This window comes from Pseudacidobacterium ailaaui (genome assembly GCF_000688455.1).
GTDB classification, from domain to species: Bacteria; Acidobacteriota; Terriglobia; order Terriglobales; family Acidobacteriaceae; genus Pseudacidobacterium; species Pseudacidobacterium ailaaui.
Genome location: NZ_JIAL01000001.1, coordinates 2043525 through 2059583, shown reverse-complemented (window position 1 = coordinate 2059583; position 16059 = coordinate 2043525). Strand labels below are relative to the sequence as shown.

Annotated in this window: 11 protein-coding genes; 6 read left to right on the top strand and 5 right to left on the bottom strand. The window is 57.6% G+C overall.

Translation table 11 applies throughout. From position 1 onward, the window contains the following. Positions 1-54 precede the first annotated feature (54 nt). The 5 genes from rpsJ to rpsL all read right to left on the bottom strand — a co-directional run bounded on the left by rpsJ (position 55) and on the right by rpsL (position 4912). Positions 55-372 (bottom strand): 30S ribosomal protein S10, encoded by a 318-nt coding sequence (gene rpsJ / locus N655_RS0109060; protein WP_026442722.1) that lies wholly within the window; start codon positions 370-372, stop codon positions 55-57. Positions 373-461: 89 nt separating this feature from the next. Further along, a complete protein-coding gene (gene tuf, locus N655_RS0109055) occupies positions 462-1649 on the bottom strand; it encodes an elongation factor Tu (protein ID WP_026442721.1) in 1188 nt (395 codons plus the stop codon). A gap of 81 nt (positions 1650-1730) precedes the next feature. Further along, the gene (fusA, locus tag N655_RS0109050; RefSeq protein ID WP_026442720.1) at positions 1731-3812 is read right to left on the bottom strand and encodes an elongation factor G; all 2082 of its coding nucleotides are present in this window, start codon (positions 3810-3812) and stop codon (positions 1731-1733) included. A gap of 123 nt (positions 3813-3935) precedes the next feature. Next, a complete protein-coding gene (gene rpsG / locus N655_RS0109045) occupies positions 3936-4406 on the bottom strand; it encodes a 30S ribosomal protein S7 (protein WP_026442719.1) in 471 nt (156 codons plus the stop codon). A gap of 107 nt (positions 4407-4513) precedes the next feature. Continuing rightward, positions 4514-4912 (bottom strand): 30S ribosomal protein S12, encoded by a 399-nt coding sequence (rpsL, locus tag N655_RS0109040; protein WP_026442718.1) that lies wholly within the window; start codon positions 4910-4912, stop codon positions 4514-4516. 629 nt (positions 4913-5541) lie between these two features. On the opposite strand from rpsL, the gene N655_RS0109035 reads away from it, so the two are divergent. From N655_RS0109035 to N655_RS0109005, 6 genes are all read left to right on the top strand, one after another. Further along, positions 5542-7605: a S9 family peptidase gene (locus N655_RS0109035; protein WP_049961353.1), complete on the top strand. Its 2064-nt coding sequence runs from the start codon at positions 5542-5544 to the stop codon at positions 7603-7605. A 363-nt stretch (positions 7606-7968) separates the two neighbouring features. Further along, a complete protein-coding gene (locus N655_RS0109030; RefSeq protein WP_162173532.1) occupies positions 7969-9990 on the top strand; it encodes a S53 family peptidase in 2022 nt (673 codons plus the stop codon). 86 nt (positions 9991-10076) lie between these two features. Continuing rightward, complete coding sequence (locus N655_RS0109025) at positions 10077-11510, top strand: sensor histidine kinase (protein WP_026442715.1); 1434 nt, start codon at positions 10077-10079, stop codon at positions 11508-11510. Positions 11511-11565: 55 nt separating this feature from the next. Further along, positions 11566-11979 carry a response regulator gene (locus N655_RS0109020; protein ID WP_238324617.1) on the top strand — a complete coding sequence of 138 codons (414 nt, stop codon included), beginning with the start codon at positions 11566-11568 and terminating at the stop codon, positions 11977-11979. Further along, the gene (locus N655_RS0109015) at positions 11961-13451 is read left to right on the top strand and encodes a hybrid sensor histidine kinase/response regulator (RefSeq protein WP_026442713.1); all 1491 of its coding nucleotides are present in this window, start codon (positions 11961-11963) and stop codon (positions 13449-13451) included. Before N655_RS0109020 ends, N655_RS0109015 begins: the two co-directional genes overlap by 19 nt. Positions 13452-13593: 142 nt before the next feature. Then, positions 13594-15945 carry a hypothetical protein gene (locus N655_RS0109005; RefSeq protein WP_026442712.1) on the top strand — a complete coding sequence of 784 codons (2352 nt, stop codon included), beginning with the start codon at positions 13594-13596 and terminating at the stop codon, positions 15943-15945. The last annotated feature ends 114 nt before the right edge of the window (positions 15946-16059 follow it).

Sequence of the window (16059 nt, the reverse complement as noted above, 5' to 3'; positions counted from 1 at the left end):
TTTACTCGTCCACCAACTGCGCTACAGACCGGCAGCCGTCCGGACGGCCAGTCCTTACTTTTCGAACGCCTTGATCTCTACATCCACACCGGCAGGCAGGTCCAGCTTCATCAGAGCATCTACCGTCTGCTGGGTCGGCTCCAGAATGTCAATCAGCCGCTTGTGGGTGCGGATCTCAAAGGCTTCGCGTGACTTCTTGTCCACGTGCGGCGAACGCAGCACGCAATACTTGTTCTTGATCGTCGGCAAGGGAATCGGCCCGGCCACCTGTGCACCCGTACGCTTCGCGGTGTCTACAATCTCGCCCGTCGAGGTATCGAGCACCCGGTAGTCATAGGCCTTCAGCCGAATGCGTATTCTCTGTCCAACCATTTTCGCTTCAATCTTTCTGAGCCGGCGAAGAGGTCCTCTTCGCCGACTCACTCTGCTTCATTTTCCGTCTTAGAACCGCAGGAGCAAATTTACTGGAGGATCTCGGTGATGGTGCCGGCACCGACCGTGCGTCCACCTTCACGGATCGCAAACCGCAGGCCCTTCTCCATCGCCACCGGCGTAATCAGCTCAATCTCCAGCGCGATATTGTCCCCAGGCATCACCATCTCGGTCCCTGCTGGCAGATGCGCCACCCCCGTCACGTCCGTCGTCCGGAAGTAAAACTGCGGCCGATACCCGTTGAAGAACGGCGTGTGCCGCCCTCCCTCTTCCTTCGACAGCACATACACCTCGGCCTTGAACTTCGTGTGCGGTGTGATCGATCCCGGCTTGGCCAGCACCATCCCTCGCTCCACCTCGTCCTTCGCCGTGCCACGCAGCAGCAACCCAGCGTTGTCCCCAGCCAGCCCCTCATCCAGCTGCTTCTTGAACATCTCTACGCCCGTCACCACCGTCTTGCGCGTCTCCCGGAAGCCCACAATCTCCACTTCCTCGCCTACCTTCACCTTCCCGCGCTCGATCCTTCCAGTCACTACCGTCCCACGCCCAGAAATCGAAAAAATGTCTTCTATCGGCATCAGAAACGGCTGGTCCACCGCTCGCTGCGGCAGCGGCACATTCTTGTCCACCGCCTCCATCAGCTCATCGATCGACTTCTCCCACTTCTCTTCCCCATTCAATGCACCCAATGCCGAGCCACGGATCACCGGTACATCGTCCCCAGGAAAGTTGTACTTGTTCAGCAGCTCCCGGACTTCCATCTCCACCAGATCAATCAGCTCCGGGTCTTCTACCGCATCGCACTTGTTCAGAAACACCACAATGTACGGAACACCCACCTGCCGCGCCAACAGCACGTGCTCCTTGGTCTGCGGCATCGGACCGTCGGTCGCCGCCACCACCAGAATCGCACCGTCCATCTGCGCCGCACCCGTGATCATATTCTTGATGTAGTCCGCGTGACCAGGGCAGTCCACGTGCGCATAGTGCCGGTTCGGCGTCTCATATTCCACGTGCGCCGTCGCAATCGTGATCCCTCGCTCCCGCTCCTCAGGAGCATTGTCAATCGTGTCAAACGAGCGGAACTTGATGTTCGGGTTGTGCTTCGACAACACCTTCGTGATCGCCGCCGTCAACGTCGTCTTCCCATGATCAATGTGCCCGATCGTCCCTACATTTACGTGCGGCTTCGACCGGTCAAATTTCTCCTTCGCCATGTCCCTTCGTCCTCTCTCGTATGACTCTGATTTCTCAAAAATTCACCGGACCCGAAATGCAGTCCGGCCTGAAATTTAAACCTACTTGCCCTGGTTCCGCCCGATGATCTCCTCGGAAATCATGCGTGGCGCCTCTTCATAGCGGGCAAACTGCATGGTGTATGAAGCGCGGCCCTGCGTCGAAGAGCGAATGTCGTTCACGTATCCGAACATCTCCTTGAGCGGCACCATGGCCTTGATGACCTGCGATCCGCCTACGTGTTCCATCCCCTCAATCCGGCCACGCCGCGAGTTGATGTCGCCGATGATGGTCCCCATATGCTCTTCCGGGACCGTGACCTCGACGGCCATGACCGGCTCAAGCAGCACCGGGTTTGCCTTCTTGGCCGCCTCTTTAAAGGCCATTGATCCGGCAATTTTGAAGGCCATTTCGTTGGAGTCCACTTCGTGGTAGCTGCCGTCAAACAGCGTCACCTTAAAGTCCACCATTTCATAACCGGCCAGCACACCACCCTGCGCGGCCTCGCGAATGCCCTGGTCGACCGGCTTGATATACTCGCGGGGAACAACACCGCCTTTAATTTCATCGATGAATTCGTAGCCCTTGCCCGGCTCGTTCGGCTCAATACGGATCTTGACGTGTCCGTAGTTGCCCGAGCCACCGGTCTGACGAATGTATTTCCCTTCAGCCTCAGCCGACTTGCGGATGGTCTCACGGAAGGCGACCTTCGGCTCGCCCACATTGGCTTCCACCTTATGCTCGCGCTTCAGGCGGTCCACCAGAATCTCCAGGTGCAACTCGCCCATACCGCTGATGATGGTCTGGCCCGACTCCTGATCGGTGCGGACCTTGAAGGTCGGGTCTTCGTCAGCCAGCTTGGCCAGCGCCAGAGCCATCTTCTCCTGGTCGCCCTTGGTCTTCGGCTCGATGGCAACGGAAATCACCGGCTCAGGAAAATCAATGGCACCAAGCGCAATTGGAGCAGAAGGCACGCAGAGCGTGTCACCCGTCTTGATCTCCTTCAGACCAACACAGGCGCAGATATCGCCAGCCAGGATCTCCGTAATGTCCTCGCGCTTGTTGGCATGCATCTTCACCAAACGCCCCACGCGCTCGGTCTTGCCCGTGCGCGGGTTGAGGACCGTGTCTCCGGTCTTCAACGAACCCGAGTAGACACGAATAAAGCTCAGCTTGCCGAATGGATCGTTTATCAGCTTGAAGGCCAACGCGGCAAACGGAGCATCGTCGCTGGTCTCGCGGGTCAACACCACCGATGTATCATGCGGGTCTACGCCCTGGACCGGCGGAATATCGAGCGGACTGGGCAGATAATCCACCACAGCATCGAGCAGGGTCTGCACGCCTTTGTTCTTAAAGGCCGAACCGCAAAGGACCGGGAAGACCTTCATGTCAATCGTGGCCTTGCGCAGCGCCTTCTTCAGCTCCTCAGGGGTCGGGGTCTCTCCCTCAAGGAACTTATGCAGCATGTCGTCATCATTCTCGGCGACAGTCTCAATCAACTGCATGCGGAAGGCCTCGGCCTTCTTTTGAAGATCGGCAGGGACCGGTTCCACTGAGTATTTCGCGCCCATCGTCTCATCGTGCCAGAGAATGGCGCGCATCTCGATGAGGTCCACTACACCTTTAAAGTTCGACTCTGCGCCAATCGGGATCTGAATCGCCACCGGACGGGCCCCGAGACGCTTGCGGATGGTCTCAATCACATGCTCAAAGTCGGCGCCGGCCTTGTCCATTTTATTGACAAAACACAGCCGCGGGACCTTGTATTTATCACCCTGGCGCCATACCGTTTCCGTCTGGGGCTGGACACCGGAAACCGAGTCAAACAGGGCGACTGCACCATCCAGCACACGCAGGGACCGCTCCACCTCGGCAGTAAAGTCCACGTGTCCGGGCGTATCAATAATATTGATACGGTAGTTGTTCCAGAAGCAGGTGGTGGCGGCAGAAGTAATGGTGATTCCGCGCTCCTGCTCCTGCTCCATATAGTCCATCGTCGCCGTGCCTTCATGCACTTCGCCGATGCGGTGCGTAATGCCCGTGTAAAACAGAATGCGCTCGGTCGTCGTTGTCTTTCCGGCGTCAATATGCGCCATGATTCCGATGTTCCGGCAACGAGTTAACGGTACTTGGCGAGCCACAGTAAATTCTCTCTAGTTCTCCCGGACCCTAAGCGGTCCGAGGTTCAGATTTCTTTCCCGGGAGCCGTCTTTGACTCCCGTCCTCATGCGCCAGAGGCGCCACAGCACAGCGCGAACAGCCGCTCACCAGCGGTAGTGAGCAAAGGCCTTGTTGGCCTCGGCCATACGGTGCACATCTTCCTTCTTCTTGATTGCGCCGCCACGTCCGTTGGCAGCATCAAGCAACTCATTGGTCAGCTTGTCGATCATGCCCTTTTCACCGCGCTGACGCCCATAGGTAATCAGCCAGCGGATGGCCAGCGAAGTACGCCGGTCCGGATTGACCTCTACCGGGACCTGATAGTTTGCGCCGCCCACGCGGCGGGTCTTCACTTCCAGAACAGGCTTGCAGTTTTCTACCGCCTTCTTGAAGAGCTTGAGGGCCTCATCGCCACCCTTTTGCTCCAGGTTCTTCATGGCGGTATAGAAAATCGTCTGCGCCGTGGACTTCTTGCCGTCCCACATCATCGAGTTGATGAATTTTGTAACCAGCGTTGAGCTGTAGACCGGGTCGGCCGCTACCTCACGCTTCGCAATGTGACCTTTTCTCGGCATAAAACCTTTTAACCTTCTTCGCTTTCAGGAAACCCCTTGACGCCAGGCGTCCGGGAAAATCCATACTGAACCCTTGCGCCCCAGGCGCACCTGCCCGGGCGACCGACCTACTTCTTGCCGCCTGCAGCAGCGCCGCCCTTGGCGCGCTTGGCCCCATACTTGGAGCGCGACTGCGTACGCTTGGCCACGCCGACAGAGTCAAGCGTGCCGCGGATGATGTGATAACGCACACCCGGCAGGTCCTTCACACGGCCACCACGGATGAGCACAATCGAGTGCTCCTGCAGGTTGTGGCCCTCACCGGGGATATACGAGGTCACTTCGATGCCGTTCGTCAGGCGGACACGCGCCACCTTGCGCAGTGCCGAGTTCGGCTTCTTGGGCGTCTGCGTATAAACGCGGGTGCAGACGCCGCGCCGCTGCGGGCAGGCCTGCAGGGCCGGCGAGGCCGTCTTATATTTCGGGGCAGTGCGCCCTTTCCTCACGAGCTGACTGAATGTAGGCAATCCAGACTCCTTACCAACTCAAAAAAACTTTCCTTCAGACGCACAACAACCCCGCGCGCATGCCTGTCTTCGGGCAAGAAAAGCCCGCATCCCATCGCGCGCAGACCCAAAGCTGCTGTTTTCGCGTCCGCTCTAGTTCGTCCCAGACAAGAACCGCGACGGTGACCGCACGTTCCCTGAAAGAAAGCCGATTCCGTTTCGCTGGTTCCGGCCCGCATGGCCTTTCAAGGCGAAAGGTGTCGCAGGCGCCGATGCGATTCGCCCATCCCTGTGAGTTCGATGGGGTCTGCAGATCTTACCTCAGGCCTGTCTTTCCTTTGGCGGCCCCAACTCTGCAAAACTGGTGGATCGCTTCTTTGCGCTTTCCAGGCAACCTGCACTGGAAAACACACTCACAGAACCTCCTTAGAGTATCAATTCCCCAATGCGGCGTCAACAAACATGTGAATTTTTCAGCGGATTTCCCATTCTTCTGATCGACCTTCGGTCTCTGGCCTCTTTCTGGAGCAGAAATCCTGGCAGGGGACCGCTTGTCTCCCTCAGATGGACGCTCAGATTAACGCAATTTCACTGTCCTGCTGACCTGGCTCTATCTCCCTGACTGGCAGATTCTGCTACCATTCCGCATCATGGCCTTTTGCAAGTGGATTTCCGCCTTTGTATTGCTCTCCTCAGCCACAGTTTTTGCCCAGAAGACCCCGGGTTCCCCGGCCCAGGACCCGCGGATCACGGAACTCATCACGCAGCTGGAGGCAGTCCGCTCTCCACGCCAGACCGCCATTTCTCCTGACGGCCAATGGATCGCCTGGACGGTCAGCAGCAAAGAAGGCGGCTCAGAGGTAGACTTCGCCCCGCTCTCCAATCCAGAAGCTGTCCATCGCATTACGGCATGTGCTGGCGGCCAGAAAGGCAGCGAAAACGACATTGCCTGGTCTCCGGACTCAAAGAAACTGGCATTTCTCTCTAATTGCAACAGCGAGCATCAGGAAGGCCTCTATCTAGCCGAGCCAGGATCCAATACTCCGGCGCACCTGCTGGCTTCACTTCATGGATTCGCCCATGATCTTCAATGGTCACCGGATGGCAAGTATGTCAGCCTGCTTTATGTAGAGGGAGCAACTCGGCCAGCCGGTGCGCTGGCGGCCATGAAACCGCCTTCGGGGGTGATTGGGGTAGAGGGGCTTGAAATCCAGCGTGTGGCGGCCGTGGACGCCCAGAACGGAGAGCTTTCGCAGGTGACCCCGGCCAACCTGCACGTCTATGAGTTTGACTGGTCTCCAGACACAAAGAGGCTGGCGTATGTTGCAGCGCCTCCTCCGGGAGAAAACAACTGGTGGGTAGCTAAGCTTTATACCCAGCCTTTCATGCCCGGGAGCAGTCCGGTCGCAGGGGGCCGTGCCGGCTTTGACCCCAGCATCCTTGTGGACCCTGACAAGGCCTCCAGCCCAATTCACGGTCTGCAGATTGCCGTTCCGCGTTGGTCGCCGGATGGCTCACAGATCGCATTCATCAGCGGCCTGATGTCCGACCAGGGCGTGACAGGTGGAGACATTTATGTTGTTTCCTCAACTGGAGGAGAGCCCAAAGATGTGACTCCGGACCGCAAAGCGACTCCGGTATGGATCCAGTGGGTGCAGGGAAATATTCTGGGGGTAACAGAAATTACCGGAGGGGCCTCGCATCTTTTTGCGTATGATGTGGACTCGCAACAGGTCATGGAAGACCACAGCCTGACGCTTCCAGATGGCATCGGCTCCGGGCAGCAGATGATGAGCCTCTCTATCGCTGATACAGAAGACCACCCCATCGCCCTGATACGCAGCTCATTTTCACACCCACCAGAGGTGTGGGCCGGCACACTGGACAATCTGAAGCAGATCACCCATTACAATGACGGCCTTAAACCAGCGTGGGGCAAGGCCGATTCCGTGGAGTGGGACAACGAGGGCTACCACATCCAGGGCTGGCTGATTGAGCCTGCGAATTACGACCCAGGCAAGAAATACCCTCTGGTGGTCATGGTCCACGGCGGGCCCTCCTCGGCAGTGGTCCCGCGCTGGCCTGGAGCAGGCTTTGGCGGAGCTCCTTTTTCTGCGCTGGGATACTTTGTGCTCATGCCGAATCCGCGGGGCAGCTATGGACAGGGTGAGAAGTTTACCCAGGCCAACCGCAAGGACTTCGGCTATGGCGATCTGCGCGACATCCTTGCCGGAGTGGACACCGTCACAAAGAAATATTCGATTGATCCCCACCGCGTTGGCATTACCGGATGGAGCTATGGCGGATTCATGACCATGTTCGCTGTCACGCAGACAGACCGCTTCCAGGCGGCCGTTGCCGGGGCAGGCATCTCGAACTGGCAGAGCTATTATGGCGAGAACTCCATTGATCAGTGGATGATTCCCTTTTTTGGAGCCTCTGTCTATGACGACCCGGCCGTCTATGCCAAAAGCTCAGCCATTAACTTCATCAAGAAGGTAAAGACGCCGACGCTGGTCGTGGTCGGGGACCGCGATGGCGAATGCCCAGCGCCGCAGTCCTTCGAGTTCTGGCACGCCCTGCGCGATGAGCACGTACCGACGGAGCTGGTGGTTTATCCCAATGAAGGCCACGGCTTCGTCTCACGCGAACACAGAATTGACGTCCTTGAACGCGCGTTGGCATGGTTTGAGAAATACATGCCGGCGCAGTAATCAAGACGGGGGGCGATTGTCAGGGACTGGCCTTATTGTCGGACTGGGCCAGGATGGTCCCGATTCTCAGGGGCTGAACGTGGGGTTGAGACCTTTTTCTTATCTCCATCTTTTGGCCCTGTTGGAGACCACATCACTTTCTCGCCGAAGAGTTGACGACCTGTCGATAGCTATGCCAGAGTGATACACACTGCTGTAATGAGATAGAAACGAAATTTCAACGTCTCTCGTTGTCGTACTTTCCGGCCTTCTGCCGATTCTCAAGGTTCCGAAAATCGTTCTTCCTGTTCTTCCTGCGTCTGGCGATGCACGTTTGCAGACGTAATTGCCTGTCCCCTATCTACACAGGAGATGAACCTCATTATGTTGCAGAAAGCACACCTCCCCACGTGGGTGCTGCTGGCTGGCAGCGCCGTTCTGTCTGCTCCAGTGATCCACTCACAAGCCGTCATCGAACGTCCACAGGTGGTCCGCGTTTCTTCCGACCATGGCCCTGTCCAACCGACACAACCTCTGACTTTTACCGTGCATTTGAAGATGCGCAACCAGGGCGCATTTGATCAAGTGCTACGGGGACTCTACACGCCTGGCTCTCCCACTTATCATCAATGGCTGAGCAACAGCGACATTGCAAAGTACGGCCCCTCTGCGGCAGATGTGGAAACTGTGACCAAAGAATTAAAGGCCCAGGGGTTGTCCATTCTCTCCATCAGTCCGGACAATCTTTCCATTCGCGTGCATGGCCCTGCATCGAGCGTGGAGAGTGCATTTCACACACAGATCCACGAGCTGGAGCGGCAGGGACAGGTCTTTCATGCCAATATGACTTCGGCGCAGCTGCAAGGTCCGGCTGGCGCCCTGATTGAGGGCATTACCGGGCTGACAGGCTTTCCCATGCGGCCTTTTGTGAAATTTCAGACCGACCCCAGAACGGGAAATGCAAGGACGCTCCCAGCCAGACGAATGGCAGCCTTACAAGCCAGCACGGGAGGCTTTGCTGCAATTGCCACCAACAACTGCTTCCAAAATCCTGCTCCCATTACGCTCACGACGAAGGGGGCGTCCCTGCCCGTGGGCCAGTATTATGGCAACCTGTACGCCCAGAATGGGTTGATTTGCAGCTGGACGCCATCGCAGCTGCAACAGCACTACGGACTCACTGCCGCCTACAAAGCCGGCCTCACCGGCAAAGGTCAAACCATCGTTATCGTGGACGGCCCGACAGACGGAAATCTGCTGACCAGCGACCTGAAGATGTTCTCGCAGCTCAGCGGCCTGCCGGCGATCACCTCATCGAACTTTAAGGTGGTGTATCCGGACGGCAAGCCGACGCAACTGGCCCTGTTGTACGAGAACTGGCAGGGTGAGGCTTCGCTGGACGTGGAATGGGTGCACTCCATCGCTCCTGAGGCAAACATCATCATTGAAATCATGCCTACGCAGGACTGGGAGGAACTCGAATATGGAATTGACTATGCACGGACGCACAAGCTGGGCAACATCATTTCCAACAGCTATGGGTATCCTGAAGCGCTTTTCGGTGCACATACCGTTGCAGGGTTTGAGCAGGTCCTGAAAGCGGCGGCAGCTGCCGGAATTGCCGTGAATTTTTCAAGCGGCGATGGGGGCGATGAAGGCACCGGATCGCCGAGCGGGGGTGGACAGTCGTATCCGGCCACCTCAGAATACGTGACAGCCATCGGAGGCACCAGCATCGGCATTCCCAACGGAAGCACGACTGGCGCGGAAGTCGGGTGGGGAAACAATGCCGCGATCCTCTCCGCGGCACTGGACAGCGTTTTTGATCCGCCTCTGATTTACGGCTTTTTAGGAGGAGCAGGCGGAGGCGAAAGCACTTTCATCAGCAAACCCTGGTGGCAGAAGTCTTTCTCCGGAACAGGGCGGCAGGAACCGGACATCTCTGCGCTGGCCGATCCTTATACCGGTGTGGTGTTTGTAGAAAATGGACAGGCGCAGGCCGGAATTGGCGGTACCAGTCTTGCCTGTCCTATCTTTTCCGCCATCTGGGCCATAGCAGAGCAGAAGGCGGGCAAGTCGCTGGGACAAGCGGCGCCTCTTCTCTACCATCTGCCCTCGTCGGCGATCCAGGACATCGTTCCCGTCGCAAGCCCCACAAACGTTGCGGGAATCATCTTTAATTCGCAGGGAGCCACCTACTACTCTTCCGACTCCCTTCTGGCGCCGCTCTATGCAACCACGCAGTATTACAGTGCCGCGTGGAACCTGGAGGGGACCGGAGAAATCGTGGATCTGAGCTTTGGCACAGACACCTCCCTGATGGTCACCCAGGGATGGGACAACGTGACTGGGCTGGGCATACCCAAAGGACTGTCATTTATTAACGCGGCTGCCGCAGCCAAGTAAGTCTGTAGCACAACATGCGGGTGACGTGATGCGTGTCCGTCACCCGTTTTTTCTGCATCTCCATACCCCTACAATGAAACCTACGCATGAAGAAAAAACCGACCAACCGAGTTTTAGCGCCCGCGATTGGATTTACCGCCATTGCAATCATCGCCTTTAACACGTGGATCGCCTTTTATTCGATGAACGTCGTCGTGCGGAGCCAGTCATGGATCCAGCACACGCGGCAGGTCATCAGCCAGGTGGAGAAACTTTCGGCCGATGCGAATGAAGTGCAGACATCCGTGCGCGGATACCTGCTTTCTGGAGACCAGCGCTATGTACAAACCTATCATTCCGCACTGGAAGACCTGCCTGACGGGATGGCCACGGTCGAGGAATTTACCGCCGACAACCCAGTCCAGCAGCAAAATGTGGCCGCGATGCGCGGCATTGTCGATGAGATGAATGCGGCCTATGGGGCGATGATCTCTGCCCGCCAATCGCACCCTCTCAGCGAGAAAGAAGTACAGAGTTTTCTGGCTTCAGACTCCAGGGTCATGGGGAAGTTTCGACGGCTTTCTGAAGCCATGCTGGCCGAGGAAGAGCATTTGCTGGCCAACCGTCTTTCCTCGGGGCAACGGTCGATCCTGAGCGCGCGGCTGAGCTTTGCTTTCACCTCCCTGCTGGACCTTCTGCTGGCCCTCGTACTGTACCGTTATATTGCGCGGGAGCGGGACCTGCGCATCCAGACGGAAGCAGCGGCAGAGGAAGCAGCGCTGGCGCGCCGCGAGAGCGAGCAGCGGGCGGAGGAAATCCAGCGCCTGAACGAGACGCTGGAGGAGCGGGTAAGAATCCGTACGGCCGAACTAGAGACCATCAACCGCGAGCTGGAAGCGTTCAGCTACTCAGTCTCCCATGACCTGCGCGCTCCTCTGCGCACCATCGATGGGTTTAGCCTGGCGCTCGAAGAAGACTATGCCGGAATCGTGGACGACGTGGGGCGGGACTATATCCGGCGCGTACGCACGGGCGTCCAGCGGATGGGCCAGTTGATTGATGCCCTGCTCCAGCTTTCCCGGGTGACCCGCGCAGAGCTGGTACGCGAGCCCTTTGATATCAGCGCCATGGCAAATTCCATTGCTGAGACCCTCCAGCAGGCGCATCCAAACCGGGAGATACATTTCTTCATCGAAGAAGGCAAGACCGCCGAGGGAGATCCGCGACTGGTACGTGTGGCCCTGGAGAACCTTTTTGACAATGCCGTTAAATTTACATCGAAGATCCCGGTGGCAGAGATCCGGTTCGGATGGGACGAGCAGGAACAAGCCTGGTTTGTCCGCGACAATGGCGCCGGTTTTGACATGCAATATGCAGACCGTCTCTTTGGCGCCTTTAACCGCCTTCATGGCGACAAGGACTTTAAAGGCTCCGGTATTGGACTGGCTACGGTCGCCCGCGTCATCCGCCGCCATCACGGACACATGCGCGCGCATGGGGAGGTGGGCCGTGGCGCGACCTTCTGGTTTAGCTTATCCTGAGTGCTATCTGCCCAATTCCCGGACGAACAGGTAAACAATCGTTATGCCATCAAATATGCGAACCATTCTGCTTGTTGAAGATGACCCCGATCATGAGTTGTTGACGATCCGCGCCCTGAAGAAGGCCAATATTGCCAACGAAATCCGGGTGGCCCGCGATGGAGAAGAGGCCATCGAGGTCCTGCTCGGAGAGGACGCTGTCCGTCCGCAGGTCGTGCTGCTTGATCTGAAACTGCCGAAGGTAGACGGTCTGGAGGTCCTCCGGCGGATCCGAGAAAGCGACACAACACGCATGCTTCCAGTGGTCGTGCTGACCTCCTCGGATGAAGAGCGGGACGTAGTGCGCAGCTATCAGCTCGGCGTGAACAGTTACATCCGCAAACCCGTAAATTTTGCAGATTTTGCCCAGGCGACCCAGCAGCTGGGAATGTATTGGTTGGTGCTGAACGAATGTCCGCCACTGAGTTAAACCAGAGACCCATTTCAATTCTGCTGGTCGAGGACAACCCGGATGATGCTTTCCTTCTCGAAAGGCATCTGAAGCGAGAGGGCCTGAGCGTAAGGTTGCGGAGGGTAGACACGGCACAGGAGATGGAAGAGCTGCTGCGCCAGTCTTCTCCGCCGGACATCGTCTTAGCAGACTACAAGCTTCCCAGCTTCAGCGGCCCGGAGGCCCTGAAACTGCTGCGTTCTCTGGACCAGGACATCCCCTTCATCATGATGTCCGGCGTCATCTCAGAAGAGACGGCGGTGGAGGCCATGCGTGCTGGCGCAAATGATTATGTGAGCAAACAGAACCTCGCCAGACTGGTGCCTGCCATCCAGCGCGAGATCTGTGAAGCGGCAACACGCCGCTCTCAGCGGGCCATGGAAGAGGCCCTGCGCACCAGCAAACAGCGGTTTGACCGGCTGGTAGAGGCCATGCCGATGGGACTGTTCCTTTGTGACGTCCAGGGACAGGTCCTCTATGCCAATGAGGCGGCCGAGCACATGCTGGGATTTGAGGCAGGTCTCCTAGCATCAGAAAAGCGCACACTGCAGACGATCTGTCCGCCACTCAGCAAGGCCCACGCCGGCCTGCAGCAACACACGCTGCAGCGCGAACTGTTTGAAACCACCTGCACGAAAAAAGACGGGTCCACGGTTGAGGTGCTCGCAGGCATCACGGTCCTGAACCCGCATGGACGGACGGAAGACTATCAGATGGCGGTATTTCTGGCCGATCTGACAACCCAGAAGCGCAGTGAAGAACTGCTGCGGCGCACCGAAAAGCTGGCAGCAGCGGGGAGACTGGCGGCAACGATAGCGCATGAAATTAATAATCCACTGGAAGCGTTGACGAATCTGGTTTTTCTTGCCCGGAGCCAGGCCACCGGAGAGCTGGCACAACTGCTGAGCGGGGCAGACCAGGAATTGCAGCGCGTGGCCCATATTGCGCGTCAGACCCTGAATTTTTATCGCGCGCCTCTCTCGCCGCAGCAGTTTGACCTGGCGGCCGAGGTGGAGCAGGTGGTCTCGATCTTAACGCCCCACTTGAGGAACCGCGGCCTTTCCGTCACCTTGAAGCTGCAACCCGTTCAAATCAATGGAGTTCCAGGCGAGATCCGGCAAGTGCTTTCGAACCTGATTATGAATTCGGCCGATGCCTCAAAACCTGGCGGGGAGATTCGGATCCGGGTAAAGCAGAATGCTTTTTTCAGGAACGGAAGCCGCGAAGATGGCGTGTCCGTCCTGGTCGCCGACAGCGGCCAGGGCATGACGCGGGAGGTACTGAAGAAAATCTTTGAGCCGTTCTTTACAACCAAGAAAGACGTAGGCACAGGACTAGGGCTTTGGATCTCAAAAGAGATCGTGGACCGGCACCGGGGTTGGCTCCGGGTACGCAGCCGGATCGCCCAGGGCACGGTGGTACGGATGGTATTGCCTCTTGCTTCTTCATGATTCTGCCGCTTGCTCATCTTCCTGCCAGCTTTTACACTCAAACTTCAGGATTTTATCTTTCATAAGAGGGCTGCCGGAGGCGTCAGCTTCCGGCAGTGACAACCGTCTGGCTGGCAAGTCCATATACAGACGGGGAGGTTTCATGCAGCGGTTTTTCGCCCTGATTGCAGTCATCGTCTTTTCTGTTCCTGTCGGCATCTCCATTGCAGGCTGTGGTGGCACGAATCCCAACAACTATTGCGTCAAGAATGGACACGGATACGGTGAGAAGGTCACGGACCTGGACCATATCATCCTGGGACCGGCCACGACTGGCATTTCGCTCTCCTACGGACAGATTGGTCAGGTAAACTCTCCGACCGGATATAACTGCAACGGCGGGACGGTCAGTGTTGCCCACTATGTTTATGGGTCCACAAATCTCAACCTTGTGGACATCAATCCGAGCACAGGCCAGCTTTGCGCCGGCACCTGGAACCGCCACAGTCCCTCTGGTATTCCGGACTTCACCATCTGCACGCCGGCGACACAACCGGGAGTGGCCCAGGTGACTGCCAGCGCGTCCGCTGTGACCAGCAACCCGGTCTACGTCTATGTCCACCCACCGATTTCTGCTATCACGATCGGATCACAGACCTCCTGCGTTTCGCAGAACAACACTCTGGCTGAGCCGCTGACGAGCAGCACTGTGGTTTACGACAGTGAGGGCAACCCAATCAACTCCAGTTACGTGGGGACCGTCACTTACACTCCGGTGGATTCGACGATCGTCTCGATTACCAACATCAGCGACACTTCCGCCGCAGGCACGGTCAACGGCGTGGCCACAGCGCACCTGCCCGGATCAACCGTCATCAACGCGACGCTTTCGAGCGTGACCTCGGCAGCCGGATACTTCTTCACCTGCCCGCCCAAAAACATCTCCCTCGCGCTGAATGGGTCCACGGGATACCCCACTCCTGTGAGCGTCAGCGCCAGCTCTGTTCCGACGCTCAGCACAACCATCACGGACACAACCGGTGCGACCATCGGAGGGCTTTCCCTGGATTTCGCCTCGACACAGCCCAAAGACATCAGCGTAAGCAGCGCAGGCGGAATTACCCCCAGCTATCCGGCTACGGCAACGGTCACGGCCATCTGCCAGCCCGGAACCTGCAACCCGGCACCCATTAACATCATTGGCCAGCTTGGCACAGGCCTGCCGGTCACGAGCAATCCTGTGTTTGTGAAAACCCCGGGACGAAGCAGTTCAAAACTCTGGCTGGCTTCTTCGCAGTCACAATACTTCACCCCCGTCGACCTGGTGGCCACAGGAACGCCAGCCCCGGTGAAGCTGCCTTACATCCCGAACTCCATGGTCCTGGACCAGAATGGACAAAACCTGTACTTCGGCAGTTATCACGAACTGATGATTGTCAGCGCTACAACCAGCTCGCTGACAAAAGAAGATCCCAATGTTCCTGGCGTCGTGCTGGCTGTTTCTCCCGACAGCTCAACGGTGGTCATCAACGACCAGATCAACCAGATCATTTATCTGTATAAATACAGCAGCAGCGGCAGCTCCTTTACCAGCACGCAGGGTCTGGCGACCAAGGCCAAATATTCTCCAGATGGAAAGAACCTGTACCTGGTAGGGCCGAACAACCTTTACATTTACAACACCCAGACCGGATGGCACACTTACACGCTTTCCTCCGGCCAGGGAGGCAATTGCAATCTGAACAATAACAACGGCAGCGGAAGCTATGACCCTTTCTGTTCACCGGATGTTGCCGTAACAGTTCCAAGCGTGGGCTTTTATATGACAGGGGTTTCCGCCACCACGGCGCGGAGTTTCTGCTACAACAAAAATACGACGGACGGACAGGCGCCTTATTATCCGCCGGCAGACAATGTAGCTGCGGCCACAGACCACCTGGCTTCCACGTATAACGGTAGTCATGTATTGGGCGCGGCGGCCTCCACCGGGCAGATCACAGACATCCAGTTCCCTGCATCGGGAAGCGCTTCAGTACCGCCCGGCCCGCCGACGGGAGCGTGTCCGGATGCCACTACCGGTGCACCGCTGAAGTTCAACACAACATGGATGCAGGCAGCGCTGGGTATTACTCCCACCGAAATCACGGGCATCGTACCCTCTCAGGATTCCTCGCTGGCTTTTGTGACCTACAGCGCAAGCAATGCCAGCGGGATTCTACCGGCTTATGAGATCCCGAGCACTCCGGGATCGGCCGGAACTGTCCAGAAGATCCAGCTGGCAAGCGGAGCGCAGGCCCCGATTGCGGGGGCCTTCAGTCCGGACGGCTCGACGTTCTTCGTGAGCACCTCCGGCGACAACCTGGTGCATTTTGTGGACACCTCCACGTCCTCCCCGGCTGACACCGGGCAGACGATCAATCCCCAATTGCCCTCCTGCACGCGAACCAACCTGTGCAGCTCAACGACTTATGTTCCTGCCCAGTTCATCGCGGTCCAGCCGCGTCCGACGACATAACTGGAGGGAAAGTGCGGAGTGACGAAGGCCCGGGGAGTCCGGGCCTTCAGACTTTTGCTTTGGCCCGCAGCCATAGACGGGGCAAGGGTGGCTCCTGTTAGTCTATGTGTAATC

What these genes read in the sequence shown, in the direction of transcription:
- rpsJ (WP_026442722.1), bottom strand. Translation starts at nt 372, where the DNA reads ATGGTTGGACAGAGAATACGCATTCGGCTGAAGGCCTATGACTACCGG.
- tuf (WP_026442721.1), bottom strand. Translation starts at nt 1,649, where the DNA reads ATGGCGAAGGAGAAATTTGACCGGTCGAAGCCGCACGTAAATGTAGGG.
- rpsG (WP_026442719.1), bottom strand. Translation starts at nt 4,406, where the DNA reads ATGCCGAGAAAAGGTCACATTGCGAAGCGTGAGGTAGCGGCCGACCCG.
- N655_RS0109035 (WP_049961353.1), top strand. Translation starts at nt 5,542, where the DNA reads ATGGCCTTTTGCAAGTGGATTTCCGCCTTTGTATTGCTCTCCTCAGCC.
- N655_RS0109030 (WP_162173532.1), top strand. Translation starts at nt 7,969, where the DNA reads ATGTTGCAGAAAGCACACCTCCCCACGTGGGTGCTGCTGGCTGGCAGC.
- N655_RS0109025 (WP_026442715.1), top strand. Translation starts at nt 10,077, where the DNA reads ATGAAGAAAAAACCGACCAACCGAGTTTTAGCGCCCGCGATTGGATTT.
- N655_RS0109020 (WP_238324617.1), top strand. Translation starts at nt 11,566, where the DNA reads ATGCGAACCATTCTGCTTGTTGAAGATGACCCCGATCATGAGTTGTTG.
- N655_RS0109015 (WP_026442713.1), top strand. Translation starts at nt 11,961, where the DNA reads ATGTCCGCCACTGAGTTAAACCAGAGACCCATTTCAATTCTGCTGGTC.
- N655_RS0109005 (WP_026442712.1), top strand. Translation starts at nt 13,594, where the DNA reads ATGCAGCGGTTTTTCGCCCTGATTGCAGTCATCGTCTTTTCTGTTCCT.